The 14,891-nt window shown below is 71.4% G+C and carries 15 protein-coding genes; 7 read left to right on the top strand and 8 right to left on the bottom strand.

The features are described 5' to 3' along the window. Nucleotides 1-230 precede the first annotated feature (230 nt). The 3 genes from ALMP_RS16590 to tyrS all read left to right on the top strand — a co-directional run bounded on the left by ALMP_RS16590 (nucleotide 231) and on the right by tyrS (nucleotide 4,478). Nucleotides 231-1,754 (top strand): TldD/PmbA family protein, encoded by a 1,524-nt coding sequence (locus ALMP_RS16590; protein WP_264928722.1) that lies wholly within the window; start codon nucleotides 231-233, stop codon nucleotides 1,752-1,754. Then, nucleotides 1,751-3,145 carry a metallopeptidase TldD-related protein gene (locus tag ALMP_RS16585; protein ID WP_264928721.1) on the top strand — a complete coding sequence of 465 codons (1,395 nt, stop codon included), beginning with the start codon at nucleotides 1,751-1,753 and terminating at the stop codon, nucleotides 3,143-3,145. The genes ALMP_RS16590 and ALMP_RS16585 overlap by 4 nt, the downstream gene beginning before the upstream one ends. A 64-nt stretch (nucleotides 3,146-3,209) precedes the next feature. Beyond that, on the top strand, nucleotides 3,210-4,478 hold the full coding sequence (gene tyrS / locus ALMP_RS16580) for a tyrosine--tRNA ligase (RefSeq protein WP_264928719.1): 1,269 nt from the start codon (nucleotides 3,210-3,212) through the stop codon (nucleotides 4,476-4,478). 52 nt (nucleotides 4,479-4,530) lie between these two features. Here the strand turns inward: tyrS and ALMP_RS16575 are convergent, their stop codons facing one another. Then, nucleotides 4,531-4,809: a GlsB/YeaQ/YmgE family stress response membrane protein gene (locus tag ALMP_RS16575; protein WP_264928718.1), complete on the bottom strand. Its 279-nt coding sequence runs from the start codon at nucleotides 4,807-4,809 to the stop codon at nucleotides 4,531-4,533. Nucleotides 4,810-5,010: 201 nt separating this feature from the next. Between ALMP_RS16575 and ALMP_RS16570 the strand changes: the two genes are divergently transcribed. After that, the gene (locus tag ALMP_RS16570) at nucleotides 5,011-5,403 is read left to right on the top strand and encodes a DUF3099 domain-containing protein (protein ID WP_264928717.1); all 393 of its coding nucleotides are present in this window, start codon (nucleotides 5,011-5,013) and stop codon (nucleotides 5,401-5,403) included. Nucleotides 5,404-5,592: 189 nt separating this feature from the next. Further along, nucleotides 5,593-5,814, top strand: a complete 222-nt coding sequence (locus tag ALMP_RS16565) for a hypothetical protein (protein ID WP_264928716.1) — start codon at nucleotides 5,593-5,595, stop codon at nucleotides 5,812-5,814. Between the two features lie 47 nt (nucleotides 5,815-5,861). Here ALMP_RS16565 and moaA read toward each other — a convergent pair whose 3' ends face one another. The 3 genes from moaA to ALMP_RS16550 all read right to left on the bottom strand — a co-directional run bounded on the left by moaA (nucleotide 5,862) and on the right by ALMP_RS16550 (nucleotide 8,980). Continuing rightward, nucleotides 5,862-6,851 (bottom strand): GTP 3',8-cyclase MoaA, encoded by a 990-nt coding sequence (gene moaA, locus ALMP_RS16560; protein ID WP_264928715.1) that lies wholly within the window; start codon nucleotides 6,849-6,851, stop codon nucleotides 5,862-5,864. A 150-nt stretch (nucleotides 6,852-7,001) separates the two neighbouring features. After that, complete coding sequence (locus ALMP_RS16555; RefSeq protein WP_264928714.1) at nucleotides 7,002-8,627, bottom strand: cation acetate symporter; 1,626 nt, start codon at nucleotides 8,625-8,627, stop codon at nucleotides 7,002-7,004. Further along, nucleotides 8,624-8,980 (bottom strand): DUF485 domain-containing protein, encoded by a 357-nt coding sequence (locus ALMP_RS16550; RefSeq protein ID WP_264928713.1) that lies wholly within the window; start codon nucleotides 8,978-8,980, stop codon nucleotides 8,624-8,626. The genes ALMP_RS16555 and ALMP_RS16550 overlap by 4 nt, the downstream gene beginning before the upstream one ends. A 253-nt stretch (nucleotides 8,981-9,233) precedes the next feature. Between ALMP_RS16550 and ALMP_RS16545 the strand changes: the two genes are divergently transcribed. Then, nucleotides 9,234-10,763, top strand: coding sequence for a S8 family serine peptidase (locus ALMP_RS16545; RefSeq protein ID WP_264928711.1), 1,530 nt, complete (start codon nucleotides 9,234-9,236; stop codon nucleotides 10,761-10,763). Nucleotides 10,764-10,829: 66 nt separating this feature from the next. Beyond that, the gene (locus tag ALMP_RS16540) at nucleotides 10,830-12,203 is read left to right on the top strand and encodes a CoA transferase (protein WP_264928709.1); all 1,374 of its coding nucleotides are present in this window, start codon (nucleotides 10,830-10,832) and stop codon (nucleotides 12,201-12,203) included. On the opposite strand, the gene ALMP_RS16535 is transcribed toward ALMP_RS16540, so the two are convergent. The 4 genes from ALMP_RS16535 to ALMP_RS16520 all read right to left on the bottom strand — a co-directional run bounded on the left by ALMP_RS16535 (nucleotide 12,124) and on the right by ALMP_RS16520 (nucleotide 14,823). After that, nucleotides 12,124-12,837 carry a lysoplasmalogenase gene (locus ALMP_RS16535; RefSeq protein ID WP_264928707.1) on the bottom strand — a complete coding sequence of 238 codons (714 nt, stop codon included), beginning with the start codon at nucleotides 12,835-12,837 and terminating at the stop codon, nucleotides 12,124-12,126. The genes ALMP_RS16540 and ALMP_RS16535 overlap by 80 nt on opposite strands. Then, complete coding sequence (locus tag ALMP_RS16530) at nucleotides 12,834-13,712, bottom strand: sterol desaturase family protein (protein ID WP_264928705.1); 879 nt, start codon at nucleotides 13,710-13,712, stop codon at nucleotides 12,834-12,836. Before ALMP_RS16530 ends, ALMP_RS16535 begins: the two co-directional genes overlap by 4 nt. 116 nt (nucleotides 13,713-13,828) lie before the next feature. Next, nucleotides 13,829-14,491: a hypothetical protein gene (locus ALMP_RS16525; protein WP_264928703.1), complete on the bottom strand. Its 663-nt coding sequence runs from the start codon at nucleotides 14,489-14,491 to the stop codon at nucleotides 13,829-13,831. After that, complete coding sequence (locus ALMP_RS16520) at nucleotides 14,488-14,823, bottom strand: hypothetical protein (RefSeq protein ID WP_264928701.1); 336 nt, start codon at nucleotides 14,821-14,823, stop codon at nucleotides 14,488-14,490. The genes ALMP_RS16525 and ALMP_RS16520 overlap by 4 nt, the downstream gene beginning before the upstream one ends. Nucleotides 14,824-14,891 lie beyond the last annotated feature (68 nt).

The raw sequence follows: 14,891 nt of genomic DNA, 5'->3' as shown, positions 1-14,891 counted from the left end.
TCCCCCACCCCTGCATGGCGTCATCATGCCACTTTGCGTTCATCCGCGGGCACGTACCGGAGGCATTGGCCGGGCCGTCCGGGGCCTGTCGTGACCTGCCGTGATCCGCCGTCGGGAAACCCGGTGGACACACCACGCCCGGTTCTGACGTGCTTGACTGCGGCCTGTCCGCTCGCGGAGAACCGTCGAAGAGAACCGAAGTGAACCCATTCGATAGGGGAGAGCCTCCTGTGGCCCACGGCATCGATCCAACCTTTCTCGCGCTACCCCTACGCGCCCTGGCCGACGCGGCGCTCGCACGCGCGCGTGCGCTGGGGGCGGAGCACGCGGACTTCCGGTTCGAGCGGGTGCGCGGCGCCTCCTGGCGGCTGCGGGACGGCAAGCCCGCGGGGTCCTCGGACACGACGGACCTGGGGTACGCGGTGCGGGTGGTGCACGGCGGCACGTGGGGGTTCGCCTCGGGCGTGGACCTGACGATGGACGCGGCGGCCAAGGTCGCCGCGCAGGCGGTGGCGATGGCGAAGCTGTCCGCCCAGGTGATCAAGGCCGCGGGGTCGCTGGAGCGGGTCGAGCTGGCCGACGAGCCGGTGCACGCCGAGAAGACGTGGGTGTCGTCGTACGAGATCGACCCGTTCACCGTGCCGGACGAGGAGAAGGCGGCGCTGCTCACGGAGTGGAGCACGCGGCTGCTCGCGGCGAACGGCGTCAACCATGTCGACGCCTCGCTGCTCACCGTCCACGAGAACAAGTTCTACGCCGACACGGCGGGGACGGTGACCACGCAGCAGCGGGTGCGGCTGCATCCGTCGCTGACGGCGGTCTCGGTCGACGAGTCGAGCGGTGAGTTCGACTCCATGCGCACCCTCGCGCCGCCGGTCGGACGCGGCTGGGAGTACCTCACCGGCACCGGCTGGGACTGGGACGAGGAGCTGGAGCGCATCCCCGAGCTGCTCGCCGAGAAGATGCGGGCGCCGAGCGTCGAGCCGGGCCTGTACGACCTGGTGGTGGACCCGTCGAACCTGTGGCTGACCATCCACGAGTCCATCGGGCACGCCACCGAGCTGGACCGGGCCCTCGGCTACGAGGCCGCCTACGCCGGGACCTCCTTCGCCACCTTCGACCAGCTCGGGAAGCTGAAGTACGGCTCGGAGCTGATGAACGTCACCGGCGACCGCACCGCCGAGCACGGGCTGGCGACCATCGGGTACGACGACGAGGGCGTCGAGGGGCAGTCCTGGGACCTGGTGCGGGACGGCACGCTCGTCGGCTACCAGCTGGACCGCAGGATCGCCCGGCTGACCGGGTTCGAGCGGTCCAACGGATGCGCGTACGCCGACTCCCCCGGCCATGTGCCGGTGCAGCGCATGGCCAACGTGTCGCTGCGGCCGGACCCGGCGGGCATGTCCACGGAGGACCTCATCGGGGGTGTCGACCGGGGCATCTACGTCGTCGGGGACCGCTCCTGGTCGATCGACATGCAGCGGTACAACTTCCAGTTCACGGGGCAGCGCTTCTTCCGGATCGAGAACGGGCGGATCACGGGGCAGCTGCGGGACGTGGCCTACCAGGCGACGACCACCGACTTCTGGGGCTCCATGGCCGCCGTCGGCGGTCCGCAGACCTACGTCCTCGGCGGTGCCTTCAACTGCGGCAAGGCCCAGCCGGGGCAGGTCGCGGCCGTCTCGCACGGCTGCCCGTCCGCCCTGTTCAAGGGCGTCAACATCCTCAACACCACCCAGGAGGCCGGCCGATGAGCGCCCCTACGATCAAGCCGCACGAGGTCGTGGAGCGCGCCCTCGAGCTGTCGCGGGCCGACGGCTGTGTCGTCATCGCCGACGAGCAGTCGACCGCCAACCTGCGCTGGGCGGGCAACGCGCTGACCACCAACGGCGTCACGCGCTCGCGCACCCTCACCGTGATCGCGACGGTGGACGGCAAGGAGGGCACCGCCTCCGGGGTCGTCTCGCGGACCGCGGTGACCGAGGACGAGCTGGAGCCGCTGGTGCGGGCCGCCGAGGCCGCCGCGCGCGGCGCCGGCCCGGCCGAGGACGCCCAGCCGCTGGTCACGGGCGTGGCGCCGGCCCCGGAGTTCACGGAGGCGCCCGTCGAGACCTCCTCGGCGGTGTTCGCGGACTTCGCACCGGCGCTCGGTGAGGCGTTCGCACGCGCGCGTGCGGGCGGCCGGGAGCTGTACGGCTTCGCCAACCACGAGCTGGTGTCGACCTACCTGGGCACCTCGACCGGGCTGCGGCTGCGTCACGACCAGCCGAACGGGACCCTGGAGATCAACGCCAAGTCCCCGGACCGTACGCGCTCGGCGTGGGCGGGCCGCTCGACGCGGGACTTCAAGGACGTCGACCCGGCGGCGCTCGACGCGGAGCTGGCCGTACGGCTGGGCTGGGCCGAGCGGCGGGTCGCGCTGCCCGCCGGGCGGTACGAGACGCTGCTCCCGCCGACGGCGGTGGCGGACCTGATGATCTACCAGCTGTGGTCGGCGTCGGGCCGGGACGCGGCCGAGGGGCGGACGGTGTTCTCCCGGCCGGGGGGCGGCACCCGGGTGGGCGAGAAGCTGACCGGGCTGCCGCTGACCCTGCGCAGCGACCCGCACGAGCCGGGCCTGGAGTCGGCGCCGTTCGTCATCGCGCACTCCTCCGGCGGCGACCAGTCGGTGTTCGACAACGGGCTGCCGGTCCGGTCGACGGAGTGGATCGGCGAGGGCCGGCTGAAGCACCTCACGACCAGCCGGCACAGCGCGGCCCTGACCGGCCTGCCGGTGGCCCCGGGGGCCGACAACCTGATCCTGGACGGCGGCGACGACCGCTCCCTGGACGAGATGGTCGCGGGCACCACGCGCGGGCTGCTGCTGACCTGCCTGTGGTACATCCGTGAGGTCGACCCGGCGACCCTGCTGCTGACCGGCCTGACCCGGGACGGCGTCTACCTGGTGGAGAACGGCGAGGTCGTCGCCGAGGTGAACAACTTCCGGTTCAACGAGTCCCCGGTCGGCCTGCTGGGCCGGGCGACCGAGGCGGGGCGGACGGAGAAGACGCTGCCCCGGGAGTGGAGCGACTGGTTCACCCGGGCCGCCATGCCGGCCCTGCGGGTGCCGGACTTCAACATGAGCTCGGTCAGCCAGGGCGTCTGAGTGTCAGCGGGCCCCCATAGACTGGCGGGGCACAGTTTTCCACCGTTCGAGGAGACATACGACCGTGACGGACATCGTCGACGAGCTGAAGTGGCGGGGCCTGTTCTCCCTGTCCACTGACGAGGACGCTTTGCGCAAGGCGCTCGCGGACGGTCCCGTCACGTTCTATTGCGGCTTCGACCCGACCGCCCCGTCCCTGCACGTCGGGCACCTGGTGCAGGTGCTCACCATGCGCCGGCTCCAGCAGGCCGGTCACCGGCCGCTGGCGCTGGTCGGCGGGGCGACCGGCCTGATCGGCGACCCCCGCCCGACGGCGGAGCGCACGCTGAACGACCCGGAGACGGTCGCCGGCTGGGTCGGCAAGCTGCGCTCCCAGATCGAGCCCTTCCTCTCCTTCGAGGGGGACAACGCGGCCGTCATGGTCAACAACCTCGACTGGACGGCCGGTCTGTCCGCGATCGAGTTCCTGCGGGACATCGGCAAGCACTTCCGTGTCAACAAGATGCTGACGAAGGACTCCGTGGCCCGCCGCCTGGAGTCCGACCAGGGCATCAGCTACACCGAGTTCAGCTACCAGATCCTCCAGGGCATGGACTTCCTCCAGCTCTACCGGCGCTACGGCTGCACGCTCCAGCAGGGCGGCAGCGACCAGTGGGGCAACCTCACGGCCGGCCTGGACCTGATCCACAAGCTGGAGCCGCATGCCGACGTGCATGCGCTGGCGACACCGCTGATGACCAAGGCGGACGGCACCAAGTTCGGCAAGACCGAAGGCGGCGCCGTCTGGCTCGACCCGGAGATGACGACGCCGTACGCGTTCTACCAGTTCTGGCTGAACGTGGACGACCGGGACATCTCGCGGTACATGCGCATCCTGTCCTTCCGGTCCCGCGCGGAGCTGGAGGAGCTGGAGCGGCAGACCGAGGAGCGGCCGCAGGCCCGGGCAGCCCAGCGGGCGCTCGCGGAGGAGCTGACGACGCTGGTGCACGGCGCCGACCAGACGGCCGCCGTGATCGCCGCGTCCAAGGCGCTCTTCGGCCAGGGCGAGCTCGCGGAACTCGACGAGCGGACACTGACGGCGGCCCTGTCGGAGGTGCCGCACATCCAGGTCAGCGAGCTCGGCCCGGTCGTGGACCTGTTCGCCGAGGTCGGCCTCGTGGCCAGCAAGTCCGCCGCCCGGCGCACGGTGAAGGAGGGCGGGGCCTACGTGAACAACGTCAAGGTCGCCGCCGAGGACGCCGTCCCGGCCCGGGAGGATCTGCTGCACGGGCGGTGGCTGGTGCTGCGGCGCGGCAAGAAGAACCTGGCGGCCGTGGAGGTCACGGAGGCGTAGTCGTCGGGAGGGCGCGGGTCCGCGGTGGCGGGGCTCGCGCCCCTCCGAGCGCTCAGGCCCGGTACTTCCGCTTGCCCAGCGTCGCCATGTAGAGCGCGTCACCGAGGGCCACGATGATGATCGCGGCGATCAGCTGGAAGGCGTGGCGGCTCCAGTCGATGCCTGAGGTCTCGTCGACACCGGCCGCCCGGGCGATCGCGTTGCCGGCGATCGCGCCCAGCATGCCGAAGATGGTGGTCAGCCACAGCGGGCTGTGCTGCTTGCCCGGAATGATCGCCTTGGCGATCAGCCCCAGCACGAATCCCACGATGATCGCCCACAACCAGCCCATGGCTGCCTCCTCGTACGGCCCTACCCGAGCATTGCTCCCAGTCTCGGCGCGCCCGTTCTACGCCGCATGCCGGGCGGGGCCGTACGCGGTACGGCGCAGGGCGTGCGGGCGGACGGAAGGCGCCCCGGTCTCGAAGGCGGCGCAGGCCGGGCGTACCGTGGAGGGCGGGGAGAGTTCGACGCGGGCGGATGGTGGAATGTGATGCGGAAGCATGGTGGCGGCGGCAACGTCCAGGTGTTCCGGATCACCGGAGCGCGGCAGGGCCTCCAGGACGACGTGCGGGCCCGGCAGCGCCGGTATGTGATCTCGATGTCGGTCCGCACGGTGTCGGTGATCCTCGCGGCGGTGCTGTGGAACGTGGAGCGCCATGTCGCCGTGGTGGCCCTCGTCCTGGGAGCGGTCCTGCCGTACATCGCGGTGGTGATCGCCAATGCCGGGCGGGAGAACGCCCCGGGGCTGCCGTCGACGTTCGTGACGGTGCCGCCCAGGCCGATGATCGAGCCGTCGCGGGCGGAGGAAGAGGGCCAGGAGGAGCGCTTCGCGGAATCCGTCGGGGGCGAAGCGGAGGCCGGTCCGACCGAGCGGCAGCCATGAGTAGCCTGTGTGCCAAGCTCAGGAAAAGCTCAGATCTAATCATGTAGTTCAGGTGCCCTGGGCTGGGTGACCCGTGACATACTTCGTACGCGCTCCGCATCCCCCGTCGGAGCGACGGACCGACGCCGGGCAGCTCCCCCCGTGGCTGCTCGGCGTCGCCTTGTTCATCGCGATGTGTGAGTCGGACCAGTGAGTGACGAGACCCCGATCTGCTCAGCCAAGGGCTGCCGTGCCGGCGCCGTGTGGGTCCTCGCCTGGAACAACCCGAAGCTGCACACGCCGGAGCGGCGCAAGACCTGGCTGGCCTGCGAGGAGCACCGGGAGCATCTGTCGCAGTTCCTCGGTGTGCGCGGGTTCCTCAAGGACGTCGTGAGCTTCGAGGACTGGCAGGCACCCGAAGGGTCCGGCTAGCCCCGGCGAAGAGGTCCGGCCGCCGCACGCGGAGGATCCCGGTCCGGTCAGCCGCCGATCGACGACATCGGGCGGTCCGGCTGGAGGAACGACGGGTCGTCCAGACCCGAGCCCGCCTTCTTCCCCCACATCGCCAGGCGCCAGATGCGCGCGATCTCCTCGTCGGGGGCGCCGGAGCGCAGGGCGGCGCGCAGGTCGGTCTCCTCGCGGGCGAAGAGGCAGGTGCGGACCTGGCCGTCGGCCGTGAGTCGGGTGCGGTCGCAGGCCGCGCAGAACGGGCGGGTGACGGAGGCGATGACGCCGACGCGGTGCGGGCCGCCGTCGACCAGCCAGCGCTCGGCGGGGGCCGAGCCACGGGCCTCGTCGCCCTCGGGGGTGAGGTCGAAGCGGGTGCGCAGGGAGGCCAGGATGTCCCCGGCGGTGATCATGCCTTCGCGCTTCCAGCCGTGCTGGGCGTCGAGCGGCATCTGCTCGATGAAGCGCAGCTCGTAGTCGTTCTCGACGGCCCAGGCCAGGAGGTCCGGGGCCTCGTCGTCGTTCATCCCGGGCATCAGGACGGAGTTGACCTTGACCGGGGTCAGGCCCGCGTCGCGGGCGGCCTGGAGGCCTTCGAGGACGTCCTTGTGGCGGTCGCGGCGGGTGAGGGTCTTGAAGACGTCCGGGCGGAGCGTGTCCAGGGAGACGTTGACCCGGTCCAGGCCCGCGGCCTTCAGGGCCGCCGCGGTACGCCTGAGGCCGATGCCGTTGGTCGTCAGGGACATCTGGGGGCGCGGGGTGAGGGCCGCGACCCGCTCGACGATGCCGACCAGGCCGGGACGGAGCAGGGGCTCACCGCCGGTGAAGCGGACCTCCTCGATGCCGAGGGAGGTGACCGAGATCTCGATCAGCCGGACGATCTCGTCGTCCGTGAGGAGGTCGGGCTTGGCCAGCCACTGCAGGCCCTCCTCGGGCATGCAGTACGTGCAGCGCAGATTGCATCGGTCGGTCAGGGAGACTCTCAGGTCGGTGGCCACTCGGCCGTAGGTGTCGATGAGCACGTGGGCCCCCTCCCTCGAACACGGGTCGGTGATTCTCCGACACCTGCGAGCCTACGCGACGGCACCGACAACGACAGGTGCGTGATCCCACAAGACGCGGCGCGGGGCCGCCGTAGGGATCTACGACGGCCCCGCGCGGGTGCCGTACCGTCAGTGGGCGCCGGTGCCGGTGAGGGAGCGGACCTCCAGCTCCGCGTACTTGCCGGCGTCGGGACGCTCCTTGGACAGGACCGTGCCGAGCCAGCCCATGAAGAAGCCGAACGGGATGGAGATGATGCCCGGGTTCTTCAGCGGGAACCAGGCGAAGTCGACGTCGGGGAACATCGCCTTGGGGTCGCCGGAGACCACGGGCGAGAACAGCACCAGGCCGACCGCCACGATCAGGCCGCCGTAGATCGACCACAGCGCGCCCTGGGTGGTGAACCGCTTCCAGAACAGGCTGTAGAGGATGGTCGGCAGGTTCGCGGACGCTGCGACCGCGAAGGCGAGCGCGACCAGGCCGGCGACGTTGAGGTCGCGGGCGAGGGCGCCCAGGAGGATGGAGACGGCGCCGATGCCGATGGTGGCCAGGCGGGCGGCCCGGACCTCCTCCTTCTCGGTGGCCTGGCCCTTCCTGATGACGTTGGCGTAGATGTCGTGGGCGAACGACGAGGAGGAGGCCAGGGTCAGGCCGGCGACCACGGCGAGGATCGTCGCGAAGGCCACCGCGGAGATGGTGGCGAGCAGGATCGCGCCCCAGGTCGAGTCGACGCCGCCCAGGTGCAGGGCGAGCAGCGGTGCCGCCGTGTTGCCGGACGGGTTGGAGGCGATGATCTCCTCCTGCGAGATGAGCGCGGCGGCGCCGAAGCCGAGCGCGATGGTCATCAGGTAGAAGGCGCCGATGATGCCGATCGCCCAGTTCACCGACTTACGGGCGGCCTTGGCGTTGGGCACCGTGTAGAAGCGGATCAGGATGTGCGGCAGGCCGGCGGTGCCGAGGACCAGGGCGATGCCGAGGGAGATGAAGTCCAGCTTGGAGGTGCCCGTCGCGCCGTACTGGAGGCCGGGCTCCAGGAAGGCGGCGCCCTTGCCGCTGTTCTCGGCGGCGGTGCCGAGCAGGTCGGAGATGTTGAAGTCGAACTTCAGCAGCACCAGGAAGGTGATCAGGATGGTGCCGCCGATGAGCAGCACGGCCTTGACCATCTGGACCCAGGTGGTGCCCTTCATGCCGCCGATGGAGACGTACACGATCATCAGGACGCCGACGAGGGCGACGATGAGGACCTTGCCGGCGTCGGAGGTGATGCCGAGCAGCAGGGAGACGAGGACGCCGGCGCCGGCCATCTGGGCCAGCAGGTAGAAGATCGACACGACGATCGTGGAGGTGCCGGCCGCGGTACGGACCGGGCGCTGGCGCATGCGGTACGCGAGGACGTCGCCCATGGTGTAGCGGCCGGAGTTCCGCAGCGGTTCGGCGACCAGGAGCAGCGCGACCAGCCAGGCGACCAGGAAGCCGATGGAGTACAGGAAGCCGTCGTAGCCGAAGAGGGCGATGGCGCCGGCGATGCCGAGGAACGACGCGGCCGACATGTAGTCGCCGGAGACCGCGAGGCCGTTCTGGAAGGCGCTGAACTGGCGTCCGCCGGCGTAGAAGTCCGCGGCGTCCTTGGTCTGGCGGCCGGCCCAGATGGTGATGATGAGGGTCGCGACGACGAACAGCGCGAACAGGGTGATGATCAGCGGCCGGTGTTCGCTGGCCTCGTTGGCGGCCAGGAAAGTGTGCTGTGCGGGGCTCATGCGCCGCCCTCCATCCGGGACTTGATGGCTTCCGCCTTGGGGTCGAGCTGGGCGGCGGCGTGCCGCGAGTACCACCAGGCGATGAGGAATGTGGTGACGAACTGGGCGACGCCGAGGACCAAGGCGACGTTGATGTTGCCGAAGAGCTTGGTGCCCATGAAGTCGCCCGCGTAGTTCGACAGCAGGACGTACAGCAGGTACCAGGCGATGAAGGCGATGGTCAGGGGAAAGGCGAAGGAGCGGTAGGAGCGGCGCAGTTCACCGAACTCCGCGCTCTCCTGCACCGCGACGAACTCCTCGGTGGAGGGGAGCTGAGTTTGGGATTTCGAGGGGGGCGGTGTCTCGGTGGCCACGGAGTCTCCTCGTTGCGGGATGCGAGTCGGACGGCGAACGGAGGCGAGTGTCCTCGCGTTCCCTGCCCAAGGTCACGGCGCCACGCGTGGACGGGTTCAACACGACCGAGGGGTTTGTGGAAGTCATCTTCGGAAGGTCATTGCTGGCCGGCGAGTCAGGGAGATAGCTTCGAGCCTGCACCACCCGTCATGTACCTGCCCAGGCGCGACCCGTGTCCCGGGCGGTCTCGTTTCCGGATGATGTGGAGACCCCATGGCTCATCTGCCTTCCAGACGCCGTCTCGCCCTCGCGGTGCCCGTCGTGCTGTCGCTGACCGCTTCCCTCGGCTTCCTGCCGACGGCCGCCACGGCGGCCCCGGTCACGGCCCCCGCCGCACAGGCGGCCGACGCCGGCACCCTGGCGTACGTCGTCAACACGAAGGTGGACCGCCGCACGATCGCGTCGGTGAAGAAGGCGATCGCCGCGGCCGACGGAACCGTCACCGCGGCGTACGACAAGATCGGCGTGCTCGTCGTGCACTCGGCGAACCCCGACTTCGGCGCGACGATACGCGCGGTGCGCGGGGTGCAGTCGGCGGGCGCGACCCGTACCGCGCCGCTGAGCCTCGCGGGCACCACCGACGAGGGCGCGGCACAGCTGCTGTCGAAGGCGGCGGCCGCGAGGACCGCGAAGGCGTCCGCGGCGGCGGGAGAGAGCGAGCCGCTCGAGGCCGACCAGTGGGACCTGCGCGCGATCGGCGCCGACAAGGCCGCCGAGATCAACCCGGGCAGCAAGAAGGTGACGGTCGCCGTGATCGACACCGGCGTCGACGACACCCACCCGGACCTGGCCCCGAACTTCTCCGCGTCGCAGTCGGCCAACTGCGTCGGCGGTGTCGCGGACACCTCCGAGGGCGCGTGGCGTCCGTACACCGAGCAGGACTACCACGGCACGCACGTCGCGGGTGAGATCGCGGCGGCCCGCAACGGCATCGGCGTGGCCGGTGTCGCGCCCGGGGTGAAGGTCTCCAGCATCAAGGTGAGCGACCCCAAGGACGGCCTCTTCTACCCGGAGAACGTCGTCTGCGCGTTCGTGTTCGCCGCCGACCACGGCGTCGAGATCACGAACAACAGCTACTACGTCGACCCGTGGCTGTACAACTGCATGGACGACCCCGACCAGAAGGCCATCGTCGACGCGGTCAACAGGGCGCAGCTGTACGCCCAGAAGAAGGGCACGCTGAACGTCGCCTCGGCGGGCAACTCCAACCACGACCTGGACTCCGACGCCATCGTCGACACCTCCAGCCCGGACGACTCCACGCCGGTGCCGCGGACGATCGACCCGCACGAGTGCTTCGACGTGCCGACCCAGCTGCCGGGGGTCGTCACGGTGAGCGCGACGGGCGTCAAGGGCGCCAAGTCGTACTACTCCACGTACGGTCTGGGCGTCGTCGACGTCGCGGCGCCGGGCGGCGACCGGTACCAGATCCCGGACACCCCGTCGGCCAACGGCCGCATCCTGTCGACGATGCCGAACAACGGGTACGGCTTCCTCCAGGGCACCTCGATGGCGTCCCCGCACGTCGCCGGTGTGGCGGCGCTGCTGAAGTCGAAGTACCCGTACGCCTCCCCGGCGACGCTTCAGGCCCTGCTCAAGGCGCAGGCCGACAACCCGGGGTGCCCGGCCGAGCCGTACGACGGCAACGGTGACGGCGTGGTGGACGCGACCTGCGCCGGCGGCAAGCGGATCAACGGGTTCTACGGGTTCGGTGTGGTGAACGCGTTGCGCGCGGTGAAGTAGCCGTTCACGGGCGTGATCGTGAGGGCCGGGCGGGCGTACCGTCCGGCCCTTCGGCATAGTGCGGTCATGACCGATATCGAGTGTGCGTGGTCGGAGCTGGGCGGCGATCCGGAGCTCCTCGCGGGTGTGTCGACCGTGGTGCGGGAGGGCGCCCTGGCGGCGCGGCTTCCGGTACGGGAACTGGCGCGGGCCTGCGTGGGCGCGTGCGCGCTGGCCGCAGCCGAGTTGGGGGCGCGGCGGGCCGGGCTCGCCCGGGTGCCCCGGGTGCGGGTGGACGACGGGGCGGTGGCCACTGCCTTCGTGAGTGAGCGTCATCTGCTGGTGGACGGGCGGGCGCCGGTCGCCTTCGCGCCGCTGTCACGGTTCTGGCGGACGGCCGACGGGTGGGTGCGGACGCACGCCAACTATCCGCACCACCGCGAGCGGCTGCTGCGTGCGCTGGAGGTGCCGGACGGCGATCCGGCCACCGTCGGGGCGGTGCTCGCCGAGCGGTCCGCCCTGGAGGTGGAGGAGGCGGTGTACGCGGCCGGCGGTCTGGCCGTCGCGCTGCGCACGCCCGGGCAGTGGGCCACGCACGAGCAGGCGGCGGCGGTCGCCCGGCGGCCGCTGGTGGAGGCCGAGCGGCTGGACACGGCACGCGCGCGTGCGCTTCCGCCGCTCACCGGCACTCCCCTGCTGCCGGCCGCCGGGCTGCGCGTCCTGGACCTGACCCGGGTCATCGCCGGCCCGGTCGCCACCCGGGTGCTCGCCCTGCTGGGCGCGGACGTGCTGCGCGTCGACGCCCCGGGGCTGCCCGAACTTCCCGACCAGCACGCCGACACGGGCTTCGGGAAGCGGTCGGCGGTCCTGGACCTCACCGCCGACCGGCACACCTTCGAGGAGTTGCTCGGCGCGGCGGACGTCGTCGTCACCGGCTACCGGCCGGGCGCCCTGGACCGGTTCGGCCTCTCCCCCGAGGCGCTGGTCGCCCGCCGGCCCGGGCTGGTGGTGGCGCAGCTGTCGGCGTGGGGGGCGTACGGGCCGTGGGGCGCGCGGCGCGGCTTCGACAGCCTGGTGCAGGCCGCGACGGGCATCGCGGCGATCGAGGGCGAGCCCGAGCGGCCGGGCGCCCTGCCGGCCCAGGCCCTCGACCACGGCACGGGCTACCTGCTGGCGGCAGCGGTCCTGCGTGCCCTGACCGAACAGTCGTCCGCCGGGTACGGCCGGGTCGTACGGATGGCGCTGGCGCGGACGGCGGCGTGGTTGACGAAGAGTGCGGGGACCGGGAAGCCCGCGGAGGGCGCCACCCACTCCGGTCCGGACGCGTGGCTCACCGAAACCGACAGCGGCCTGGGACGGCTGCGGTACGCCCTGCCACCGGTCACCTTCGACGGCGGACCGGCCGACTGGGAGCGGCCGCCGGGGGCCTGGGGGACGGATCCCGCGCGGTGGGCGGGGTGAGCCGGGGCCTGTCCGACGGCGCGTCGAGGGTGCCCTGGACCAGGAGGAACTGCGCGGCGGCGTACGTCAGCATGATCCAGAAGTCGGGGCGCGGCGGCTGGGGCCAGTGGGCGACGCCGGTGGCGATGAGGGTGTCGGAGAGCAGGAACAGCGCGCCGCCGAGCCCGGCGACGGGGCCGAGCCGGGTGGCGGCGGTGTACGCCATGGCCGTGAGGAGGGTGCTGTAGCAGGCCACGGGGACCCGCAGGTCGGCCCGGAGGTCCGGCCACAGCAGGACGACGGTGGTGATCAGGGCGGTGGCGTAGCAGGGGGCGAGGACGGCGCCGCGCGCGCGTGGCGGGCCGTGCCGGCGGAAGAGGGCGAGGTAGCAGACGTGGCCGGCGGCGAAGGAGGCCATGCCGGCGAGGAAGGCGGGGTCGGCGTCGAAGAGGAGCAGGGTGTCGCCGGCCCAGCCGCACAGGAGGGCGGCGACGAGGAGGCGCGGGGCGCCGCGCACGGCCGTCCAGGCGGCCAGCAGCGGCATCAGGAGGGGTTTGGCCACCACATGGCCGGGGGTGTGGTCGGCCGCGAGGCTGATCAGGTCGACGGCGGTGGCGGCGGCGAAGGCGGCGAGGAGGAGCCGGGAGCGGGTCACGCGCGCGTGGTCTTCCCGGCCGGCGCGGTGGTGGCGGCGGCGGCACGGGCCGGCCGCCAGCCCGGCCCGCGGAAGACGCGCCCCGCCCGTTCGCCCCAGCTGCGCGCCGCCCTGAGGTCCTTGGCGATGGCCACGTACTCATGGGTGGCCACCTTGATCGGGTTGAAGGTGTCGATCTTCTTCGTCAGCCCGTACACGGGCCGCTCGAGCTCCGGCGCGAACGACCCGAACAGCCGGTCCCAGACGATGAGGATGCCGCCGAAGTTGCGGTCCAGGTAGCCGCCCTGGGAGGCGTGGTGGACACGGTGGTGCGAGGGCGTGTTGAACACGAACTCGAACCAGCGGGGCATCTTGTCGATCCGTTCGGTGTGGATCCAGAACTGGTAGACGAGGTTGGCCGAGGAGCAGAAGGCGAGCGCGGCCGGGTGCACGCCGACGGCGATGAGCGGGACGTAGAACGGCCAGACGGTCAGGGTGGTCCAGGGCTGACGCAGCGCGGTGGTGAGGTTGAACTTCTCGCTGGAGTGGTGGACCACATGGCAGGCCCACAGGACGCGGACGACGTGGTGGCCTCGGTGGGAGAAGTAGTAGAAGAAGTCCTGCGCGAGGAGCATGAGCGGGAGCGTCCACCACAGGACGGGGACCCTGAGCGGCGTCAGTTCGTAGAGCGCGGTGTAGATCGCGACGATCGGGATCTTCCACAGGAAGTCGAAGGCGATGCTCCCGAGCCCCATGCCGATGCTCGTCGCCGAGTCCTTGGCGTCATAGCCGGCCGCGTCCTCGTCGGGATGGAGGCGGACGCTGATCATCTCGACCACGGTGAGGAGGACGAAGGCGGGTATCGACCACAGCACGACATCGGGCAGGTTCGGCATGGGGGCACCGTAGAACCGCTGGTCGGCCGCGACTAGACGTTGTTACCCACAAGTATTACCGACGGTACGCGCTTGCTTCTTGGCGATCTCCGCCAAGGCGGTGCGGGCAGTGCGCGTCAGCAGCCGTTCGTGGGGGTGAGGGAGCGGATCTCACCGACGGGGATCCGGATCCACGCCGTGTTCGCCCCCTTGTCGCCGCCCTTGCCCTCCTTGCCCTTGTCTCCCTTGCTCTCGGCCGGTTCGAGCGTCACCGCCCGGGAGTCCCCCACGACCAGTTCGCCGCACCGCACGGCACGGTCCGTGACCACCACGACATACGGACCGCCCTTCCCCGACGCCGCGGCGTCCTCCACCGGCACCAGCCAGGACACCCCGATCGCGGCGACGATCGCGCACAGCCCCGCGACGGCCAGCCGCCGCGCCCCGACCAGTGCCCGCTGGGTGCGCTCGACCTCGTCGAGGACCGCCGCGAGCAGCCGCTCGCCGCTCAGCCAGGTCCGCTCGCCGAGCTGTCCGTGTGCGGCGCGCACCGCCCACAGGGCGCCGACGAGCAGCAGCACGAAGGCGAGGACCAGCAGCAGTGCCGTGGTCCAGCGCCAGAGGTCCGGCATCCCGGCCACGCTCTCGCGTCCCTTGAGGACGAACACCACCCCGACCAGTCCGGTCAGCCCCGTCAGCCCGGTGCGCCAGCCCTCGGCCTGACGGCGGACGGTGCCCAGCTGGTCGTACTGGAGCTGCTGGCCGAGCTGGGCGTACCGCTTCTTGAGCAGGTCGGTCACGAGGTGGTCCCCCGCTCGGCCGGCACCGGCACGTCCCAGAAGGCGCCGCAGCCGGTGTCGGGGGACTCCGGGGGGCGTTCGGCGTGCGGGTAGCCGCACTGGCAGTACACGGTGATGGCGCCGGTGAGCGGCTCCGGGCGGTCGCGCCTGCCCCATTTGGGCGGGCCGAGGACGCCGTGGGCGACGCGGAAGACCGTGGCCGCCCGGCAGGTCGGACAGGCGCCCTTCACCGTGTACCAGCGGCCGTCCTCGGAGCGGGTGACGGTGAAGGGCTCGTCGGTGGGCGGCTGGGTCTCGTGCTCGCGGAAGTCGGTCGCGACGTGGTCCGGCATGGGCTCCTCAGGAGATGTCGTAGGCCCGGTAGGGCTCGGCGGGCGGGGTGGGTGCGGGGTCGGCGGGC

The organism is Streptomyces sp. A012304 (assembly GCF_026008495.1).
Classification (GTDB): domain Bacteria; phylum Actinomycetota; class Actinomycetes; order Streptomycetales; family Streptomycetaceae; genus Streptomyces.
Note: the sequence above shows the minus strand (reverse complement) of the source record. Positions and strands in the feature narration are given on the sequence as shown.

Excerpts from the sequence above, each read along its gene's own strand:
- ALMP_RS16540 (WP_264928709.1), top strand. The coding sequence starts at position 10,830 with ATGACCGATATCGAGTGTGCGTGGTCGGAGCTGGGCGGCGATCCGGAG.
- ALMP_RS16585 (WP_264928721.1), top strand. The coding sequence starts at position 1,751 with ATGAGCGCCCCTACGATCAAGCCGCACGAGGTCGTGGAGCGCGCCCTC.
- ALMP_RS16555 (WP_264928714.1), bottom strand. The coding sequence starts at position 8,627 with ATGAGCCCCGCACAGCACACTTTCCTGGCCGCCAACGAGGCCAGCGAA.
- ALMP_RS16575 (WP_264928718.1), bottom strand. The coding sequence starts at position 4,809 with ATGGGCTGGTTGTGGGCGATCATCGTGGGATTCGTGCTGGGGCTGATC.
- ALMP_RS16530 (WP_264928705.1), bottom strand. The coding sequence starts at position 13,712 with ATGCCGAACCTGCCCGATGTCGTGCTGTGGTCGATACCCGCCTTCGTC.
- ALMP_RS16570 (WP_264928717.1), top strand. The coding sequence starts at position 5,011 with ATGCGGAAGCATGGTGGCGGCGGCAACGTCCAGGTGTTCCGGATCACC.
- ALMP_RS16520 (WP_264928701.1), bottom strand. The coding sequence starts at position 14,823 with ATGCCGGACCACGTCGCGACCGACTTCCGCGAGCACGAGACCCAGCCG.
- ALMP_RS16545 (WP_264928711.1), top strand. The coding sequence starts at position 9,234 with ATGGCTCATCTGCCTTCCAGACGCCGTCTCGCCCTCGCGGTGCCCGTC.